At 53.7% G+C, this 15,427-nt stretch carries 13 protein-coding genes; 2 read left to right on the top strand and 11 right to left on the bottom strand.

Features of this window, described 5'->3' with window-relative positions:
- The first annotated feature begins 195 nt into the window (after positions 1-195).
- Together I2D94_RS14430 and I2D94_RS14425 are read left to right on the top strand one after the other, a co-directional pair.
- On the top strand, positions 196-2,073 hold the full coding sequence (locus I2D94_RS14430; protein WP_195397422.1) for an FAD-binding protein: 1,878 nt from the start codon (positions 196-198) through the stop codon (positions 2,071-2,073).
- Positions 2,036-2,251, top strand: a complete 216-nt coding sequence (locus I2D94_RS14425) for a hypothetical protein (protein ID WP_195397421.1) — start codon at positions 2,036-2,038, stop codon at positions 2,249-2,251. Before I2D94_RS14430 ends, I2D94_RS14425 begins: the two co-directional genes overlap by 38 nt.
- A gap of 7 nt (positions 2,252-2,258) precedes the next feature.
- Here the strand turns inward: I2D94_RS14425 and I2D94_RS14420 are convergent, their stop codons facing one another.
- From I2D94_RS14420 to I2D94_RS14370, 11 genes are all read right to left on the bottom strand, one after another.
- A complete protein-coding gene (locus tag I2D94_RS14420) occupies positions 2,259-3,524 on the bottom strand; it encodes a S41 family peptidase (RefSeq protein WP_195397420.1) in 1,266 nt (421 codons plus the stop codon).
- A 369-nt stretch (positions 3,525-3,893) separates the two neighbouring features.
- Positions 3,894-4,796: a LysR family transcriptional regulator gene (locus tag I2D94_RS14415; RefSeq protein ID WP_195397419.1), complete on the bottom strand. Its 903-nt coding sequence runs from the start codon at positions 4,794-4,796 to the stop codon at positions 3,894-3,896.
- Between the two features lie 49 nt (positions 4,797-4,845).
- Entirely contained in the window at positions 4,846-6,873 is a 2,028-nt protein-coding gene (locus tag I2D94_RS14410; protein ID WP_195397418.1) for an FAD-dependent oxidoreductase, read from the bottom strand.
- Positions 6,874-7,102: 229 nt separating this feature from the next.
- Positions 7,103-8,116 (bottom strand): UDP-glucose 4-epimerase GalE, encoded by a 1,014-nt coding sequence (galE, locus tag I2D94_RS14405; protein WP_195397417.1) that lies wholly within the window; start codon positions 8,114-8,116, stop codon positions 7,103-7,105.
- Between the two features lie 55 nt (positions 8,117-8,171).
- The gene (gene rseP / locus I2D94_RS14400) at positions 8,172-9,218 is read right to left on the bottom strand and encodes an RIP metalloprotease RseP (RefSeq protein WP_195397416.1); all 1,047 of its coding nucleotides are present in this window, start codon (positions 9,216-9,218) and stop codon (positions 8,172-8,174) included.
- Between the two features lie 3 nt (positions 9,219-9,221).
- Positions 9,222-10,376, bottom strand: coding sequence for a 1-deoxy-D-xylulose-5-phosphate reductoisomerase (locus I2D94_RS14395; protein WP_195397415.1), 1,155 nt, complete (start codon positions 10,374-10,376; stop codon positions 9,222-9,224).
- Position 10,377: 1 nt separating this feature from the next.
- Positions 10,378-11,142 (bottom strand): phosphatidate cytidylyltransferase, encoded by a 765-nt coding sequence (locus tag I2D94_RS14390; protein ID WP_195397414.1) that lies wholly within the window; start codon positions 11,140-11,142, stop codon positions 10,378-10,380.
- Positions 11,139-11,840, bottom strand: a complete 702-nt coding sequence (locus I2D94_RS14385) for an isoprenyl transferase (RefSeq protein WP_195397413.1) — start codon at positions 11,838-11,840, stop codon at positions 11,139-11,141. Before I2D94_RS14385 ends, I2D94_RS14390 begins: the two co-directional genes overlap by 4 nt.
- A gap of 47 nt (positions 11,841-11,887) precedes the next feature.
- On the bottom strand, positions 11,888-12,436 hold the full coding sequence (frr, locus tag I2D94_RS14380; RefSeq protein WP_072683522.1) for a ribosome recycling factor: 549 nt from the start codon (positions 12,434-12,436) through the stop codon (positions 11,888-11,890).
- A gap of 18 nt (positions 12,437-12,454) precedes the next feature.
- The gene (gene pyrH, locus I2D94_RS14375; protein ID WP_006060154.1) at positions 12,455-13,156 is read right to left on the bottom strand and encodes a UMP kinase; all 702 of its coding nucleotides are present in this window, start codon (positions 13,154-13,156) and stop codon (positions 12,455-12,457) included.
- Between the two features lie 362 nt (positions 13,157-13,518).
- The gene (locus I2D94_RS14370; protein ID WP_195397412.1) at positions 13,519-15,114 is read right to left on the bottom strand and encodes a carbohydrate-binding domain-containing protein; all 1,596 of its coding nucleotides are present in this window, start codon (positions 15,112-15,114) and stop codon (positions 13,519-13,521) included.
- Positions 15,115-15,427: the final 313 nt, after the last annotated feature.

Raw genomic sequence — 15,427 nt, 5'->3', positions numbered from 1 at the left:
TCATCGTCATAATATCATCACCGAATCAATTATCATGCAATCACCGCGGAATGTCAAACTTTGTCGAAACTTCCAGGATAAACTTTTGAATACTAATTTACTCCAATAAACTATTGTGATAAGATATTCACAGATAAATTATTTTACTATAGTAAATATTTTATCTAATTGAATTATTATAAGGAAGGAGAATTTATGACTTACAAAAAAGGAATTTCCCGTCGTGATTTCATTAAAGGCGCCGCTGCCAGTGCGTTTGGCGTCGCAGCCGCAGGTCTGTTAGCCGGCTGCAGCACGGAATCCACGACCCCTACCGCATCCCCGGACGCCTCGGCCACACCGTCCGCATCCACCGGCCGGATCACCGGCTACTCCGGTCCCGGCGACTGGCTCGGCGAAGCCCCGGTCATCAGCGATCACGCTAAGGAAGTCAATGTCGACGTCATCGTTGTCGGCGGCGGTCACGCCGGCGTACAGGCGGCCTTAGCTGCTGCGGAAGCAGGGTTGAAAGTCGCGGTCTTAGAGCGGATGGAGGAAGACATGTTTACCTGGTATGGCGAAGATATCGGCGCATTCAACTCCAAGCTCCAGCAGGATATCGGCTTCGGCACCTATGATCTGGGCGAAGTCGTCAACGAATTCGTCACTCGTTCCGGCGGCCGCTGCTTCCCGGCGATCGTCAAGTCCTACGTCCACAATTCCGGTCCAACCCTCGATCACATGCTGGAAGTTGCCAAGGAAATGGGCGTTGATCCCAAGGCCTATACCTATGATAATACGCCGGAGGGCTGGCTGATCATGCAGGCGAACATGGATTATGAGAAAATTCAGGCCGGCAACGACATGTACGACTGCCTGCGCTACGATTACCCGATGACCCCGGGCACCAAAACCTGGGCGGCCACAGCGCAGTTTATGGGGCAGTACAACGACCAGCCGATCCAGGGCGTCGCGGCAAACTCGGTGCTGCCGCTGATCAACCAGGCCTGCATCGACAAGGCAAAGCAGCTGGGGGCTGAGTGGTACTACGGTACGGAAGCCATCGTCCTGCTTCAAAACGAGGCGAAAGACATTATCGGCGTCGCGGGCAAAGCGAGCGACGGCAGCTATATTCAATTCAATACGACCAAAGGCGCGATCCTGTGCGGCGGCGATTATGCCGGCAACGCGGATATGTGCTGGGCCTTATTGAACGAATACATGGAACGCTTTGAGCGGGCCGGCGGCGAACAGCCGGACTTCTTCTCCTTCATGGGCGGACGCAAGGGCGAAGCGGTCAAGATGGGCTGCTGGGCCGGCGGCATGATCGAACCGGCGCCGCGCGGAAGCATGCTTTTAGGCGGCGGTCCGAGCGGTCCCTGGGGCTGCAACGCGATGCTGTGGCTCAACAGCGAGGGCGAGCGCTTCACCAATGAAGGCAACCTCTCCGCGGCGCAGACTGCCTGCGCCCGTCAGCCGGAAGGCACCTTGTGCTTAGTTACCGATAAAAAATGGCTGAAATCGGTCTGTGCTTCGGGGCTGGAACACGGCGGACCGAACGCCGGCCGGCCGCAGTATTACATTGATCTGATCAACGATATGGATGCGCTGGTCAGCGGACCGGAGGGCGGCACCATCCGCGGCTGCACCGTCGCTGAACGTATGGAATCAACCGTCATCAAGGCGGACACGCTGGAGGAGCTGGCGGACTACTTGGGCTATGCCGGGGCGGCGAAAGAAACCTTCCTGGCCTCGATCGAAGCCTACAACCAGCTTTGTTACGCGGGCAAGGACACCGATTACGGCAAAGACGCTTCCTGCATGATTCCAGTCGACGAAGCCCCATTCTACGCGGTCAAGAGCGAGAAGAACGACAAGCCGACGCCGATGATGGTCACGATGTCCGGTCTGGTCACCGACAAACGCCAGAACGTGCTGGACATGAGCGGCAAGAAGATCAAAGGGCTGTATGCCGCGGGCAACTGCCTGGGCGGACGCTACGGCTTAGGCTACTCCACGCCATGCGCAGGCAACTCGATCGGCATGGCGGTGACGCATGGCCGGCTGGCAGGTCAGTTCATCAGCGAGGAATAAAATCTGGACGACGGAACAACGTGAACGGTTCCGCCGTCTTTTTATACAGAAAAAAGCCGGAAGCTGTGAAGCGGGAATCCCGCCGCAGCCGCTGGCTTTTGTATTTTCTCCTGTTTTATCTTCTCCTGTTGAATTTTTCCTGTTGAATTTTTTCCTGTTGAATTTTCTCCTATTTTAAAATTCTTTTAATTATCCGTATCCTTGGCAGCCGCTTTGGCTTTGATCATCAGAAGATCTTCATCACATTCCCGCGGCGTCCATTCGATTTCAATATCGCAAGGCACGCCCGCCGGCTGATCTCTTGTCCACGCTTGGCGGCGGCTGATCGGATAATCGAGCTGAAACAAATCGTCAAATACGACGGAGATCAGATTGCAGGTTTGATAACGGCCGCTGCTTTGTCTTCCGACGAGAGTGCAGCGTGATGAACGGGAGGCCAGATCGGCCAGCTCTTCCGCGACCCCGGCGGTAAACAGATCGGTGATCAGCACCGTTCTGCGCTCCGGCTTAACCGGCTGAATCAGCGCGTCTTCCTCTGCGCCCCAATCAGCTTCGGTTTCCAGAACCCAGCCCAGATCCGCTTTCGCTTCCAGTTCTTCAATCATTTCGGATGCGATGGGAGCCAGATCCGGTTCCGTCATCATCGTCTTCAGCTGATCAATCCGGCGATGGCAATTTTTCCCGGTATAATGGGTCAGAAGTCCCTGCCCTTCCATGACCTCGCACACCGGTACCGGTTGATCCAAAATATACGGCAGCAGGCAGAACATCGACGATTCCCACCCTTCCTCACAGCGCCTGAGATCCAGAATGATCGAATCCGCCTTCGTCAGCAGCTCTCTGTTTTCTTCCACCAGTCGTTCCAGGGTTTCGTCGATCCGCTCGATTTTAAGCACCGCACTCCCCTCTTCAACGACTATCGTATTTGTTTTCAGCACTTCTGTCCTGGCAAAACGGCGCAGCGGCATAACCCAGGTCTGTCCGTTTCGGCGCACCGTAATCTGATCGGCCATTTTCAAAAACCCCGTCCAGATCTGACGGTCATTCTGATCAGAATAGAACACCCGCTTTTTCAATGTCTCCGTATAAAAACGCAGCGGCTGGCCGTTGATCGCGATAATCTCGTCCTTCGGCTGCAGCTGATCTTCCTGATGCACCTCGCTGACCATTAGTACCTCGCCTTTGCGTCGGGTGAAAAAGCCGTTGGTAAAGGGTTGGTAATCCGGGCCGGGATGCCGCAAAAAACGCAGGTTGCGGTCGCCGGTTTCCGCAAGATATTGATTGACCTGACGAAAAAACAAATCCGCATCCAATTCTTTTTTCATAAACGCCGTCCCGATGGTATGGACGTAAGGACGTGGATCGTGGTGATCCCGGCACATCGCAAAGCCGGCGTAATCTTCTTTGATCGTGTGGACAATTTCCTGAAACAACTGATCGTATCGGGGCATAAAACTCCTCCTTTGCCGCTGGTATCATTGTACCATAGTCCTCATTTGGCAACAAGGTTTACTATGGTAAATCATTCACCTCGACACCGCTTTATTTCTCTCCCTCCTTGTTTTTCTCTCCCCTTGTTTCTTTCCTCTTTGGATTTTAAAAAGCTTGCAAATCTGTTTCTTCATAAAATGAAAACGGTCAAAAAGACCGCCTTCTATGGAAAAAATGCCGATAACCTCCGTTTTTCAGTTCAAAATGTTCTGAGAAATTCTGAACTCGTCAACCTTTGCCGCAAGCTTGATCTGACCATTTTTTCCGCTTATCCCTATTGCGCCGGGCCAGCTCATTTCAATTCCCTGCCCTTTTCCAGAATGATGGTATCAACACTTAACGTCGGTATTGATGAAAAAGCATTGCAGCAGCTCTTGCTTCAGCTGTTGAATCGCCTTGTTTTTGCGCTGTCTGGGATGAATTAAAAGATTGATCTGACAGGTCGTCTTCTGATCCAGCACGGGAATCACCTTGTATTCTCCAATGGACTCCGTCGGATAACACAGATTGTTGGAAATCCCGATCGCCTTCCTGTCCTGATAACCGAACAGCGTCGCGGTTAAATTTACGGTATTCAGCACAATTCTCGGCTTAAAGCCGCAGCTTTGACAGGCCTGCATCAAAATATCGTAATTTCGGAAGTAACGGTTTACGGTGATGATCTTTTGATCCGCTAAATCCTGAATCCGCAGGCTTTTTCTATTTGAGAGAACGTTTTCCGGATGCACCAGGGCCGCCAGTGTTCCCTGATGCAGCACCGTGCAGTCGAAACGCACGTCATCCACCGGCCCGAACGTGATTGCGATATCCAGTTCTCCGCTTTCAATCTTTTCCTCACAATAGGAATCCCAGGCGTCGATCATGACGACGTTGCCATGCTTTCTCAGAAACTGATCAAGCTGGCTGCGAAAATTGACGAACGGCGTGTCGACGCCCATCGCCACGCCGATGTGATAAAACTGATGGCGGCGGCGCTGGATCTGGTTTAAGGAAAGCTGGAGCGTCTCCCATTCACTGACGATCCGCTTTGCGGCAGGATACAGTTCGTCGCCATATTCCGTCAGTTTGTAACCACTCCCCAGCTTTTCAAACAACGGACAATCCAGCTCCGTTTCCAGGTTCTTGAGCGACTTCGACAGACCTTGATAGGAGATATACAATTCATTGGCCGCTCTGGATAAGCTTCCTTGATCCGCGACCTTAATAAAATATTTCAGCTCATTAATATTCATGATTTCATTGTAACAAGAAAACGGCGCGAAAGCAAAGCGCCGTTTTCTGTTATTCTCCGCAGGCGGCCGCTGCCACGTTGCGGGCCATGTGAATTGAATTGCCGATCGCCAAACCGCAGGTTGGATACACGTTGGCAAACACGCCGGTCAGCGCGACTTCTCCTGCCGCGTACAGACCGGAGATCGCCTGATTCTCCTGATTCAGGACATGCCCGGTTTCGTCAATAACCAACCCTCCGAAAGTCGCCGCCGCAACCGGATAGCGGGCAAAGGCATAGTAGGTATCGCCTTCGACTGGAATCAGATAGTCGGAAGGCTTGCCAAAATCATCATCCGTTCCTTTTTCGCATAACTCGTTATAGCGCGCGACGGTGGCTTTCAGCGTTTCCGGATCGGCTTTGATCAAGGCCGCCAGCTCATCGAGACTGGATGCTTTGACCGCATTTTCCAGCGTGACGCCATACTGGACAGTAGGATAGCTTTCTGCGCAGACGCCGTCCCGGGTCGCTGTGATATAGTAATTCACCACATTGTTCCCGCGCTTAAACGCTTCGGCGGAAACGGATTGATAGCTGTGTTCGTTCGCCAGCCGGTTTCCCTGCATATCGACCACCAAGCCGGAGGCGGTACTGCCGGTTTCACCGGTATTGAAGTCGACATACTGCAGCTGCATGCCGTCGGACTCAAAGATCTGTGCGCCGACCTTGCCGGCCATTGTCAGACCGTCGCCGGTGCTGCTGGCGGCAGAGTTGAAAATCGGATTAAACGCCGCAAATCGCGCTGTCATCTCTGGGTTTGAGCCATAGCCGCCAGTTGTCAGAATCACTGCTTTGGCTTTCACCGTTACGATTTCGCCCGCCTGATTGATCGCCTGAACGCCGATGACTTCTCCCTGTTCATTCGTCAGAAGTGTTTCTGCGCGAGTCTCCAGCAGTAACATTCCGCCCTTTTCCAGCATTGACTTTGTCAGCGGCACGGTAATCCCGCCGCCGATCCCGGATGCAATTTCATTCTTCGGGCTTGTCAAATGCAGGCGATTCGGTGTCAGCGTCGGCTGAGCGGTGGTCACATAGGTAATGGCAACGCCGTTATCGGCCAGATAATCCAGATCCTTGCCGATACCATAAGCATAGTCATGAATCATCTTTTCATTCAACAGATGGTCCTCATCATAGCTCATTAAAAACTGATACAAATCTTCCGCGCTGTCTTCCACGCCGTTTGCCTTCTGCGCCGCTGTCTCGGCAGCGAAGATATTGCCGCCGCTTTGCACGGTGGATCCCCCGGTGATTCCCGTTTTTTCAACCAAGAGCACCGATTTTCCTTCATCCAGCGCCGTATTGGCTGCCGTAAGTCCCGCAGCTCCCCCGCCGACGACCGCGATATCCACGGTATATTCGCTTTCCGTCGGATTCGCAGCCGGCGCCGGTTCGCTGAACGCCGTTTCCTCGGCCCCGGCCTGAGTGAGACAGTCCCGGACGCCGGCCTTAATCGCGGAAGACGTCACAGTCGCCGCTGAGACGTTATCGACGCTGACCGTCTGATGTTCCACAATCCGCTCCGGCAGAACTTCAACCGGCGTCATCACGGATCCGGAACCAATTCCAAACGTTTCTGTGTGCTCGAGCACCTTGACTTCCTTGATTGTCGTCTCATCGACGGTCGTTTCAATCGTCATTTCGCCATTGTGGCCCATGACAACTGCGGAATAGGTGCCGGCGTTCAAATGCACGGCTGTTTCCGTTTCCCCGTTTTTCTTGCTTACCGCCTGGCGCACCGCCGACTGGATCGCTTTGGATGTCATCGTCGCGCCGGCGACAACGTCCACGTCTGCGCTGTTGGCCGCGACAATTTTCTCCGGCAGTTCTTCGGCTGCCCGGGATCCGACGCCTTCGGTTTCATCCGGCGCCTTGACTTCAACCGCGGTAATCTTGTCGGCTTTGAACGTAACCTTGGCAGTCACGGTTCCGCCGTACCCCTGTGCCGAGCCTTCAAAGGTCTCTTCTTTGGCTGACGAACACGCCGACAGCGACACAGCCATCAATAAAGACAGAACACTGATGATCAATTTTTTCATTTTCCTTCCCTCCGTCTTCATGATAACATTTTCACATTCCATTATCCATCAACGAAAAGTTCAATTTCTTAAACCATCTGATAAATCGACGTTCCCCAGCCGGCTTCCATTACTCCCTTGTTTCTCACAAATTCTCCCATCCTGTCCCCATATCTGCCGATCTGTCGCTGAAAGGGTTTTGGCAGACTAAAAAAGCGGCCGTTTTGACCGCTTCCTTGCTTCTGTCTTGTTATTCGGTGATGCCGTCCGGATTCTGCTGCTGGAAATGCCAGGAATCCTGACACATTTCGTCAATGCCATACTGGGCGCTCCAGCCCAGCAGTTTCTTCGCCTTGGTCGTATCAGCGTAGCAGGTTGCGATATCGCCCGGCCGGCGCGGCATGATCTTGAACGGAATTTCTTTGCCGCTCGCTTTGGCGAAGGCGTCCTTGACCTGCAGCACGGAATAGCCGTGGCCGGTTCCCAGATTGACCGCTTCCACGCCCTTGTTTTTCAGCACGTATTCCACCGCTTTGATGTGGCCCAGCGCCAGATCGACGACATGGATGTAATCGCGCACGCCGGTTCCGTCAACCGTATTGTAATCATTGCCCCAGACCCGCAGGAATTCACGCTTGCCGGTCGCAACCTGGGCGATGTACGGCACTAAATTGTTCGGAATGCCGTTTGGCGTTTCTCCCAGCAGCCCGCTCTTATGCGCACCGATCGGATTGAAGTAGCGCAGCAGCATGATGCTCCAGTCGGTATCGGAAACGAACACGTCGCTTAAGATCCGTTCGATCATCAGCTTCGTCGATCCGTACGGATTGGTCGTCGACAGCGGGAAATCCTCTGTGATCGGCACCTTATGCGGATCGCCGTAGACCGTGGCGCTGGATGAGAATACGATCTTCTTGCAGTTGTGCGCCTTCATGACCTCGCACAGAATCAGCGTGCCGGTCAGGTTGTTATGATAATACGTCAGCGGAATCGTCACCGATTCCCCAACCGCTTTTAAACCGGCGAAATGGATGACCGCTTCGATCTCATTTTCTTCAAACACCTTTTCGACCGCAGCTTTGTCCAACAGATCGTTTTCATAAAAGCGCGGACGCTTGCCTGTGATCTTCTCGATCCGGTCGATCACGCCTTTGCAGGAATTGACCAGGTTGTCGATGATGACAACGTCGTAGCCGGCGTTGATCAGTTCCACCGTTGTGTGGCTGCCGATGAAGCCGGTGCCGCCTGTGACTAAAATACTCATGTTCGTTCCTCCTGTTTATTTCTATGCCTTCCTCGCCTTTGAGGAAATGAAGCTATCAGATAAACAACCGCATCAGATCCTGCCAGGTGACGTAGACCATCAAAAGCAGCACCAGCGCGACGCCGACCGCCGTGATTCCGGCTTCCAGCTTTTGATTCAGCGGCTTGCCGATAATCATCTCGACGATCACCAGCAAAATCCGTCCGCCGTCCAAGATCGGCAGCGGCAGCAAATTGAAGACGCCGACGTTCAGCGACAACAGCGCAATCAGCAGAATGTAGTTCTGTAATCCCAGACTGGCCTGCTGCTCAGTCACCTGATAAATTCCGACCGGCCCGGACAGATCTTCAAAGCCGATCCCCTTGACTAAGCGGGTCAGGGCGGTGACCAGTTCTTTCACGGTCTGCCCCATATACTGAGCGCCATAGTAACCGCTGTTGAGCAGCGTGGTCTTGACCTGCGTCGCCGGCGGAATTTTGATTCCGACCAGCCACGATTGTTCTTGTTCGTTATACACCGGCGTCACCGTTTTTTCAAGCGTTTCATCGCCGCGCTTCAGCGTATAGGTCACCGGCTCGGTATTGTCCATCGAATACGTCAGGATCTCATAAAAGTTGGACGGCTTGACGATGGTTCCGTCGGCGAACACGACCTTGGTGATCACATCGCCCTCGACAAAGCCCGCGGCTTCCGCCGGCGATCCTTCGACCACGCCGCCGACCACCGCTTTTGGCGCGATGTTGTAGCTGCCGTTGATCAGGATGATCGAAGCGAAGATCAGCCAGGCCAGCACGAAGTTCATGATCACGCCCGCAAGCATGATGACGATCTGCTTCCAATGCGACACGCCCTTGATCGTCCGCTCGTGCGGCACGCCTTCAAACTCGCTGCCTTCCTCGCCCGCCATCGCGACGTAACCACCGATCGGCAGCGCGCGCAGCGTGAAGGTCGTTTCCTTGCCCTTCCAGGCCCACAGCTTCGGTCCCATACCGATTGAAAACTCTCCGCAATAAACATGGAAACACTTCGCGGCGATCAGATGGCCGCATTCATGCACGATGATAATGACGGACAGCAGGATGATAAAATACAAAATTGCCATTGCTCAGGCTCCTTTCAGATGTGATTTCACAAATTCACGGGCCTGGCGGTCCGCCTCAAAAATCGCATCCAGGGATGGTGTTTCCGTGAAAGCGAGTGTGCGGCAGGCGTCGATCACCAGCTCCTCAATGTCTAAAAATGAAATTTTCCCCTCACGGAATGCAGCGTTGGCTTCCTCATTGGCGGCATTCATCACCGCCGGCATCGTTCCTTGTTTTCTTCCTGCTTCATACGCTAACCCCAAAAGCGGATAGCGGGCAAAATCGGCAGGGGCAAAATGCAGGGTTCCGACCGCGGCCAGATCCAGCGGCTGACTGTTGAACAGCTCCAGCCGTTCAGGGTAGCTCAGAGCATACTGAATCGGCAGCCGCATGTCGGCCGTGCCCAGCTGGGCGATTACAGCGTGATCCTGGTATTCGACCAGCGAATGAATCACGCTCTCCTTATGAATCAGCACGTCGATGTGATCAAAATCGACGTCGAACAGCCAGTGCGCTTCAATGACCTCAAACCCCTTGTTCATCATCGTCGCGCTGTCGATTGTAATTTTAGCGCCCATCGACCAGTTCGGATGCGCCAGCGCCTGAGCGACGGTCACCCCCCGCAGCTCTTCGCGCGTCTTATCGCGGAAGCTGCCGCCGGAGGCCGTGATGATCAGCCGGCTCAGCTGTTCCCTGCGGCTGCCCTGCAAACATTGGAAAATCGCGGAATGCTCGCTGTCGATCGGCAGCAGCGCCACGTGATGCTTGCGGCAGGCGGCGTTGACAAAGGCTCCGGCCACGACCAGCGTTTCCTTATTCGCCAACGCGATATCGTGCCCGGCTTCAATCGCCTGCAGCGTCGGCTTCAGGCCGACAAAACCAACCAGCGCGTTGACCAGCACGTCGTAATCATCGCGTTCACTTAAGCGCAGCAGCCCGGTTTCTCCCCAGACCCATTCCAGATCGGGATATTCCTGAGCCAGGCGCTGACAATCCGCTTCCTCCTGCACGCAGACCGCTTTTAACTGCGGCAGCTGCGCGATCAGTTTTTTCAGCTGCGGGATGTTGCGGCCCGCGCTGATCGACGTGATTTGAAAGGCTTCGGGATGCGACGTGCAGACATCGACCGTCTGCACGCCGATCGAGCCGGTCACGCCCAATACACAACAACGTTTCATATTACACCACCATCGCTAAAATCAGCGTAAAATACAATAAGTTAAACAGTAAGCTGTCGATCCGGTCCAAAATTCCCCCATGTCCGGGAAGGAACGAACCGAAGTCCTTGTTTCCGACATGCCGCTTGATCAGGCTGAACGCCAGATCGCCCAGCTGTCCGACAACCGCCATCGTTGCCGCTCCAAACAGGGCCAATCCCAACGGCAGCTCCGGCAGCATTGCCAGCGCGAAAACAAACGCTCCGATCGTCCCGCACAGCCAGCCGCCGATCGCGCCTTCAACCGTCTTCTTTGGGGAAATCCGTTCGATCAGCTTATGCTTACCGAAGAAATAACCGCAGAAGTATGCGCCGGTATCGGTCAGATAGGTCGCCAGGATCACATACATCATCAGCCACGAGTTCCGGTCGTAGATCGAAATGATCGAGCGCACAGCCATGACGAACACCGTCAGCATCGCGAAGACCAGCGTGATATCGTTCAGATTCAGCTGCGGATCCGCAATGGCCGCCGCAAACAGCAGCACCAGCGTCAGCGCCAGACCGGCGCCCAGCCACTCCGGACTGACTAACGCCAAACCGATCATGACCGCGATCATCGCGATCATCAACCCGTTTTTCCGCGGTGTCCTCAGACAATGCGTGATTTCATACGCCCCCGTGATCAGACAGAACGCCATCAACAAATCGATCAGCACTCCGCCCAGAATCAACGGCGGCAAGACAACCGCGATGATCAGCGCCGCCGTCAGGATGCGCTGTTTCACTTGACGCCTCCAAACCGCCGGTCGCGCTGCCTGAACTGATCCAGACATTGCTTGAGCAGCTCCGGCGTGAATTCCGGCCAGGCTTCATCGACAAAGATCATTTCGGCATACGCAATTTCCCAAAGCAGGAAATTGGAAATCCGGTATTCCCCGCTGGTGCGGATCAACAGATCCAGCGGCGGAAACTGCGCGCCCATCAAATACTGGCCGAACTGCTCATCGCTGATCGTGTCGCTGGCCTTGCCGTCGCGCACGTCGCGGGCATACGCCTGGGCAGCTAACACAATTTCCCGCCGGCCGCCGTAATTCATTGCGAAGTTCAGGATCATGCCGGTATTGGCCTTCGTATCGTCGATCGCCGCCTGGAGCACCTTGGCGGTCTCCTTCGGGATCTGATCCATTTCACCGATCATCGTGATCCGAATGTTCTTTTCCATCAATTCCTTGAGGAACCGTTTAAAGAAGACCGACGGCAGCTTCATCAGATAGCTGACTTCTTCCTCCGGGCGCTTCCAGTTCTCCGTCGAAAAGGCGAACACCGTCAGCACTTCCACTTCCAGATCGTTGGCAGCGATCGCAATGTTGCGCACATTTTCCACGCCCTGGTAATGACCGGCCGTGCGGACCTTGCCCTGCTTTTTCGCCCAGCGTCCGTTGCCGTCCATAATAATCGCTACATGTCTAATTTTTTCTTCCATACCGTTGCTCCTTATCAAAGAAGCTCACTACAAGGTGAGCTTTGCCGTTACACTGTCATGATTTCTTTTTCTTTTTCAGCCGCGATGGAATCAACTTTCTTAATCATTTCATCCGTCAGCTTCTGAATCTTTTCAAGACATTCTTTTTCCGCGTCTTCCGTCAGCGTGTCGTCTTTCTTCGCGATTTCATTCGCATCCCGGCGCAGGTTGCGGACCGCGATCTTCGCTTCTTCCGACAGCTTGGAAACCTTCTTGCATAATTCCTTGCGGGTTTCTTCCGTCAGAGCTGGAACGTTAATGCGGATGACGGAACCGTCGTTCTGCGGATTTAATCCCAGATCCGACTTGTTGATCGCATGTTCGATCGCTTTTAACGAGCTGGAGTCGTACGGCTTGACGACCAGCTGGCGGCCTTCAACCACGGTGATCGAGCTGATCTGATTGATCGGCGTCGGACAGCCGTAGTAATCGGCTTCCACCCCCGCAAGCATGCCGGCGTTGGCGCGGCCGGTGCGGATGGTTTCCAGATGTTCGCTGAACGTGTCGATCGCTTTCTGCATTTTAGAACGGCTGTTATCCAGTATTTCTTTCATCATCGTATGATTCCTCCCTGTTTATTCTACGATTGTGCCGATGCTTTCGCCCATGACGGCGCGCTTGATGTTGCCTTCCTGATTCATATTGAAGACGATCAGGTCGATGTGGTTATCCATGCACATGGAGGTCGCAGTCGTGTCCATGACCGCGAGTCCCTTCTGAATCAGATCCATATACGTCAGGCGATCATATTTAACCGCATTGGGATCCAGCTTCGGATCCGCGGAATACACGCCGTCAACGCCGTTTTTCGCCATCAGAATGACATCCGCTTTAATTTCGGAAGCCCGCAGCGCCGCAGTCGTATCGGTCGAGAAGAACGGACTGCCGGTGCCGGCGCCGAAAATCACGACGCGGCCCTTTTCCAGATGCCGGATCGCCCGACGGGCAATAAACGGTTCGGCGACCTTGTTCATCTCAATCGCGGTCTGCACACGCGTCGGCACTTCGATCTGTTCCAGCGAACTCTGAATCGCCAGCGCGTTGATCACTGTTGCCAACATGCCCATGTAGTCGGCCTGAACACGCTCAATTCCCATTTTTTCCGCCATTTTGCCGCGGATGAAGTTGCCCCCGCCGACGACGATCGCAATTTCAACACCCAGATCCTGAATTTCCTTGATCTGGCTGGCCAGCGATTTCAGAATTTCGGGATCGAAATTGGTTCCCTGTCCGGACAGAGCTTCTCCGCTGAGTTTGAGCAGGATGCGCTTGTACATAGTTATCTCTCCTTTTTCATCAGAAATTGATTCTGTGATTGCTTCTTTTTCAGTCGTTATTTTATCATATTCGCCTGTGTTTTCCTAGAGTCTGACGCCAAGTTCATCAAATTTAAGGAATCGCGCTCCCGCATAGAAAGTGTATGTCGCAAAACGGCGCTTTACATCCTTTTTCAAACCCCTGCGCAAATTTTTATTTTTCCTGCTTATCTTTATTGTAGGCGATTTCCTGCAGTTTGAAAAGCAGAACGCAGAATTTGTTGACAATCTTTCAGATTTGTTGTGTCTTTCGTTTCTTTCGCAAAACAACCGCCGCTTTTTCAAATAGAACGATCGAAAAGGCGGCATGCGCCGCCTCCGGCTTATTCTTCCTTCAAAGCCTGAATTTGGGAAAATATCGCGATCGTGGAGGAAACCGTAAACGTGGCGTTCAGCTCGCCGGACGAAACGTCGGCATGGTTCTGTGGCCCCCGGCCGTCTTCCGGTTTGCCGCCCATCGGACCTTCCTGATCCGCCGGCGGTCCGGCTTCCCGATCTGCTTCGTCAGCCGGGGGTTCCCCTTGCGGCATCTCGCCCTGCGGGCCTTCGCCTTCCTGACGCTGACCGGATTTTCGGCCTTCGTCTTCCGGAAATTCGCCTCCCTGCGGGCGCATCCCTATGCCCCTGCTTAGCGCAGTTTTGGTATAGCCCAGCTCCGTCAGCCCCACCGCTGAGGTAACGGGAGTGATCAGACCGCCAAGGTCTTCGCCTTCGACGGTTTCCGCCTGAGCCAGCGTATAGTCCTGTTCGCTGATCTGCGGACTGGAATAGACCAGCACCGTGTAATCGTTAGCGGCAACCAAGCCGGCGACCGGCTGTCCCGCGTTGTCAGAAAGCACAAGCTTCCCGCCGGCATTCTGCGTCTGAGCGAAGCTGAATACCATCACATTCTGCGTGGACGCGGAATCCACGTCATCAAACATATTCCCGCTGGCCAGTACCGTGCCGCCATGGATCAAAATCCCGTTGTCAGAGTCCAAGCCGCTGTCCATGCTTACCGGATTGGCCGCGGCGATGACCGTACCGCCGTTGATAACAATCCAGCCGTTGGAATCAATACCGTCGCCTTCCTGACCAGCGCCGGCATCACACCGCACAGTTCCGCCGTTGATCGTGATCACGGAAATACCGTCTTCATTGGCATTCAAACTGTCGTCAGCGGAATGAATGATCCAGCTGCCGCTGTTGATCGTCATGTGCAGGGAAGTCTCAATGCCTTCGTTGCTTGCTTCGACCCGCAGGATACCGGTGCCCGTGGTTTCCCCGCTGAGGTTCAGCGAAACCTTGGATTCGATCGCGGCGTCGTACTTATGCAGCTTTTTCGTCGTGCCTTCCTTATAGATTCTGGCAACGTAAGCACCTGATACATAGTTCTCTGTTCCGTCCGCGACAATCAGGTTAAAGCCGGCCGTTCGGGTATCCACCGTGCTGAGCGCTTCCTCTTTTGCGCATTCATAGGCGTTATACACGATGATCGCCGGGGCGACGGTACAGGTAATCTCAGCCTGATCAAGAATCAGATTGACCACGGCGTTGGGATCGTCTTTGGCGTCCTCGCCTAAATCAATCGCGATCTGGCCGGCGCTGAGTTTTCCGCTGACGCGGTAGGTTCCCGGTTCGTGGATCGTGATTACGGTATGCGCCTGCGCTTCTTCCGCGCTGTGTTCATCTTCCGCATCCCCTTCGCCATAATCAGCGCCCTGACCGGCTTGATAATAGACAATGTCGTGCGAAAGCTGCACCGCACCGGTTTGATCAGCCGGCTGAGCGTTGATGAGAATCTGATCGTCGCTCAGCTGAATAAGCGTCGCTTCTGTTTGGGATACCGGAGTCTCTGTTGAAGAAGCGGAGGGAAAGGCGCTGCATCCGCTTAGGATCAAGCTGAAGCCCAGCAGCGCCGCAAAATAATTTCGTTTCATGGGTTCACCTCATTTTCAGACGAAAATAGTATATTCCTTGAACACGAACGCTGCGTGAACAACAGGAGGTGTTTCTCTGAATTTTATCATTCCGCTTTGATTGGATCCGGGGAACGAAGAGATTCTTTTGGTTCTATAAATTTTGGTGTTGGTGGAAACCAACGCCTTTTTTTCTTGAGCATAAAAAAAGAGACATAGGTAAGAATTTCCGTTACAATAAAATCACCACAAATTACAGAAAGGAAATCTCACTATGTCCATTACTCATTCTATCGTATCTGTTCTCAATTTAAAAGACCCTCATCTTCATTTC

It is taken from the genome of Holdemania sp. 1001302B_160321_E10 (assembly GCF_015552275.1).
Taxonomy (GTDB): domain Bacteria; phylum Bacillota_I; class Bacilli_A; order Erysipelotrichales; family Erysipelotrichaceae; genus Holdemania.
This window is presented reverse-complemented; position numbering and strand designations above follow the sequence as displayed.

Excerpts from the sequence above, each read along its gene's own strand:
- I2D94_RS14425 (WP_195397421.1), top strand. The coding sequence starts at position 2,036 with ATGGCCGGCTGGCAGGTCAGTTCATCAGCGAGGAATAAAATCTGGACG.
- galE (WP_195397417.1), bottom strand. The coding sequence starts at position 8,116 with ATGAGTATTTTAGTCACAGGCGGCACCGGCTTCATCGGCAGCCACACA.
- I2D94_RS14430 (WP_195397422.1), top strand. The coding sequence starts at position 196 with ATGACTTACAAAAAAGGAATTTCCCGTCGTGATTTCATTAAAGGCGCC.
- rseP (WP_195397416.1), bottom strand. The coding sequence starts at position 9,218 with ATGGCAATTTTGTATTTTATCATCCTGCTGTCCGTCATTATCATCGTG.
- I2D94_RS14395 (WP_195397415.1), bottom strand. The coding sequence starts at position 10,376 with ATGAAACGTTGTTGTGTATTGGGCGTGACCGGCTCGATCGGCGTGCAG.
- I2D94_RS14385 (WP_195397413.1), bottom strand. The coding sequence starts at position 11,840 with ATGGAAGAAAAAATTAGACATGTAGCGATTATTATGGACGGCAACGGA.
- I2D94_RS14415 (WP_195397419.1), bottom strand. The coding sequence starts at position 4,796 with ATGAATATTAATGAGCTGAAATATTTTATTAAGGTCGCGGATCAAGGA.
- frr (WP_072683522.1), bottom strand. The coding sequence starts at position 12,436 with ATGATGAAAGAAATACTGGATAACAGCCGTTCTAAAATGCAGAAAGCG.
- I2D94_RS14410 (WP_195397418.1), bottom strand. The coding sequence starts at position 6,873 with ATGAAAAAATTGATCATCAGTGTTCTGTCTTTATTGATGGCTGTGTCG.
- I2D94_RS14420 (WP_195397420.1), bottom strand. The coding sequence starts at position 3,524 with ATGCCCCGATACGATCAGTTGTTTCAGGAAATTGTCCACACGATCAAA.
- pyrH (WP_006060154.1), bottom strand. The coding sequence starts at position 13,156 with ATGTACAAGCGCATCCTGCTCAAACTCAGCGGAGAAGCTCTGTCCGGA.
- I2D94_RS14370 (WP_195397412.1), bottom strand. The coding sequence starts at position 15,114 with ATGAAACGAAATTATTTTGCGGCGCTGCTGGGCTTCAGCTTGATCCTA.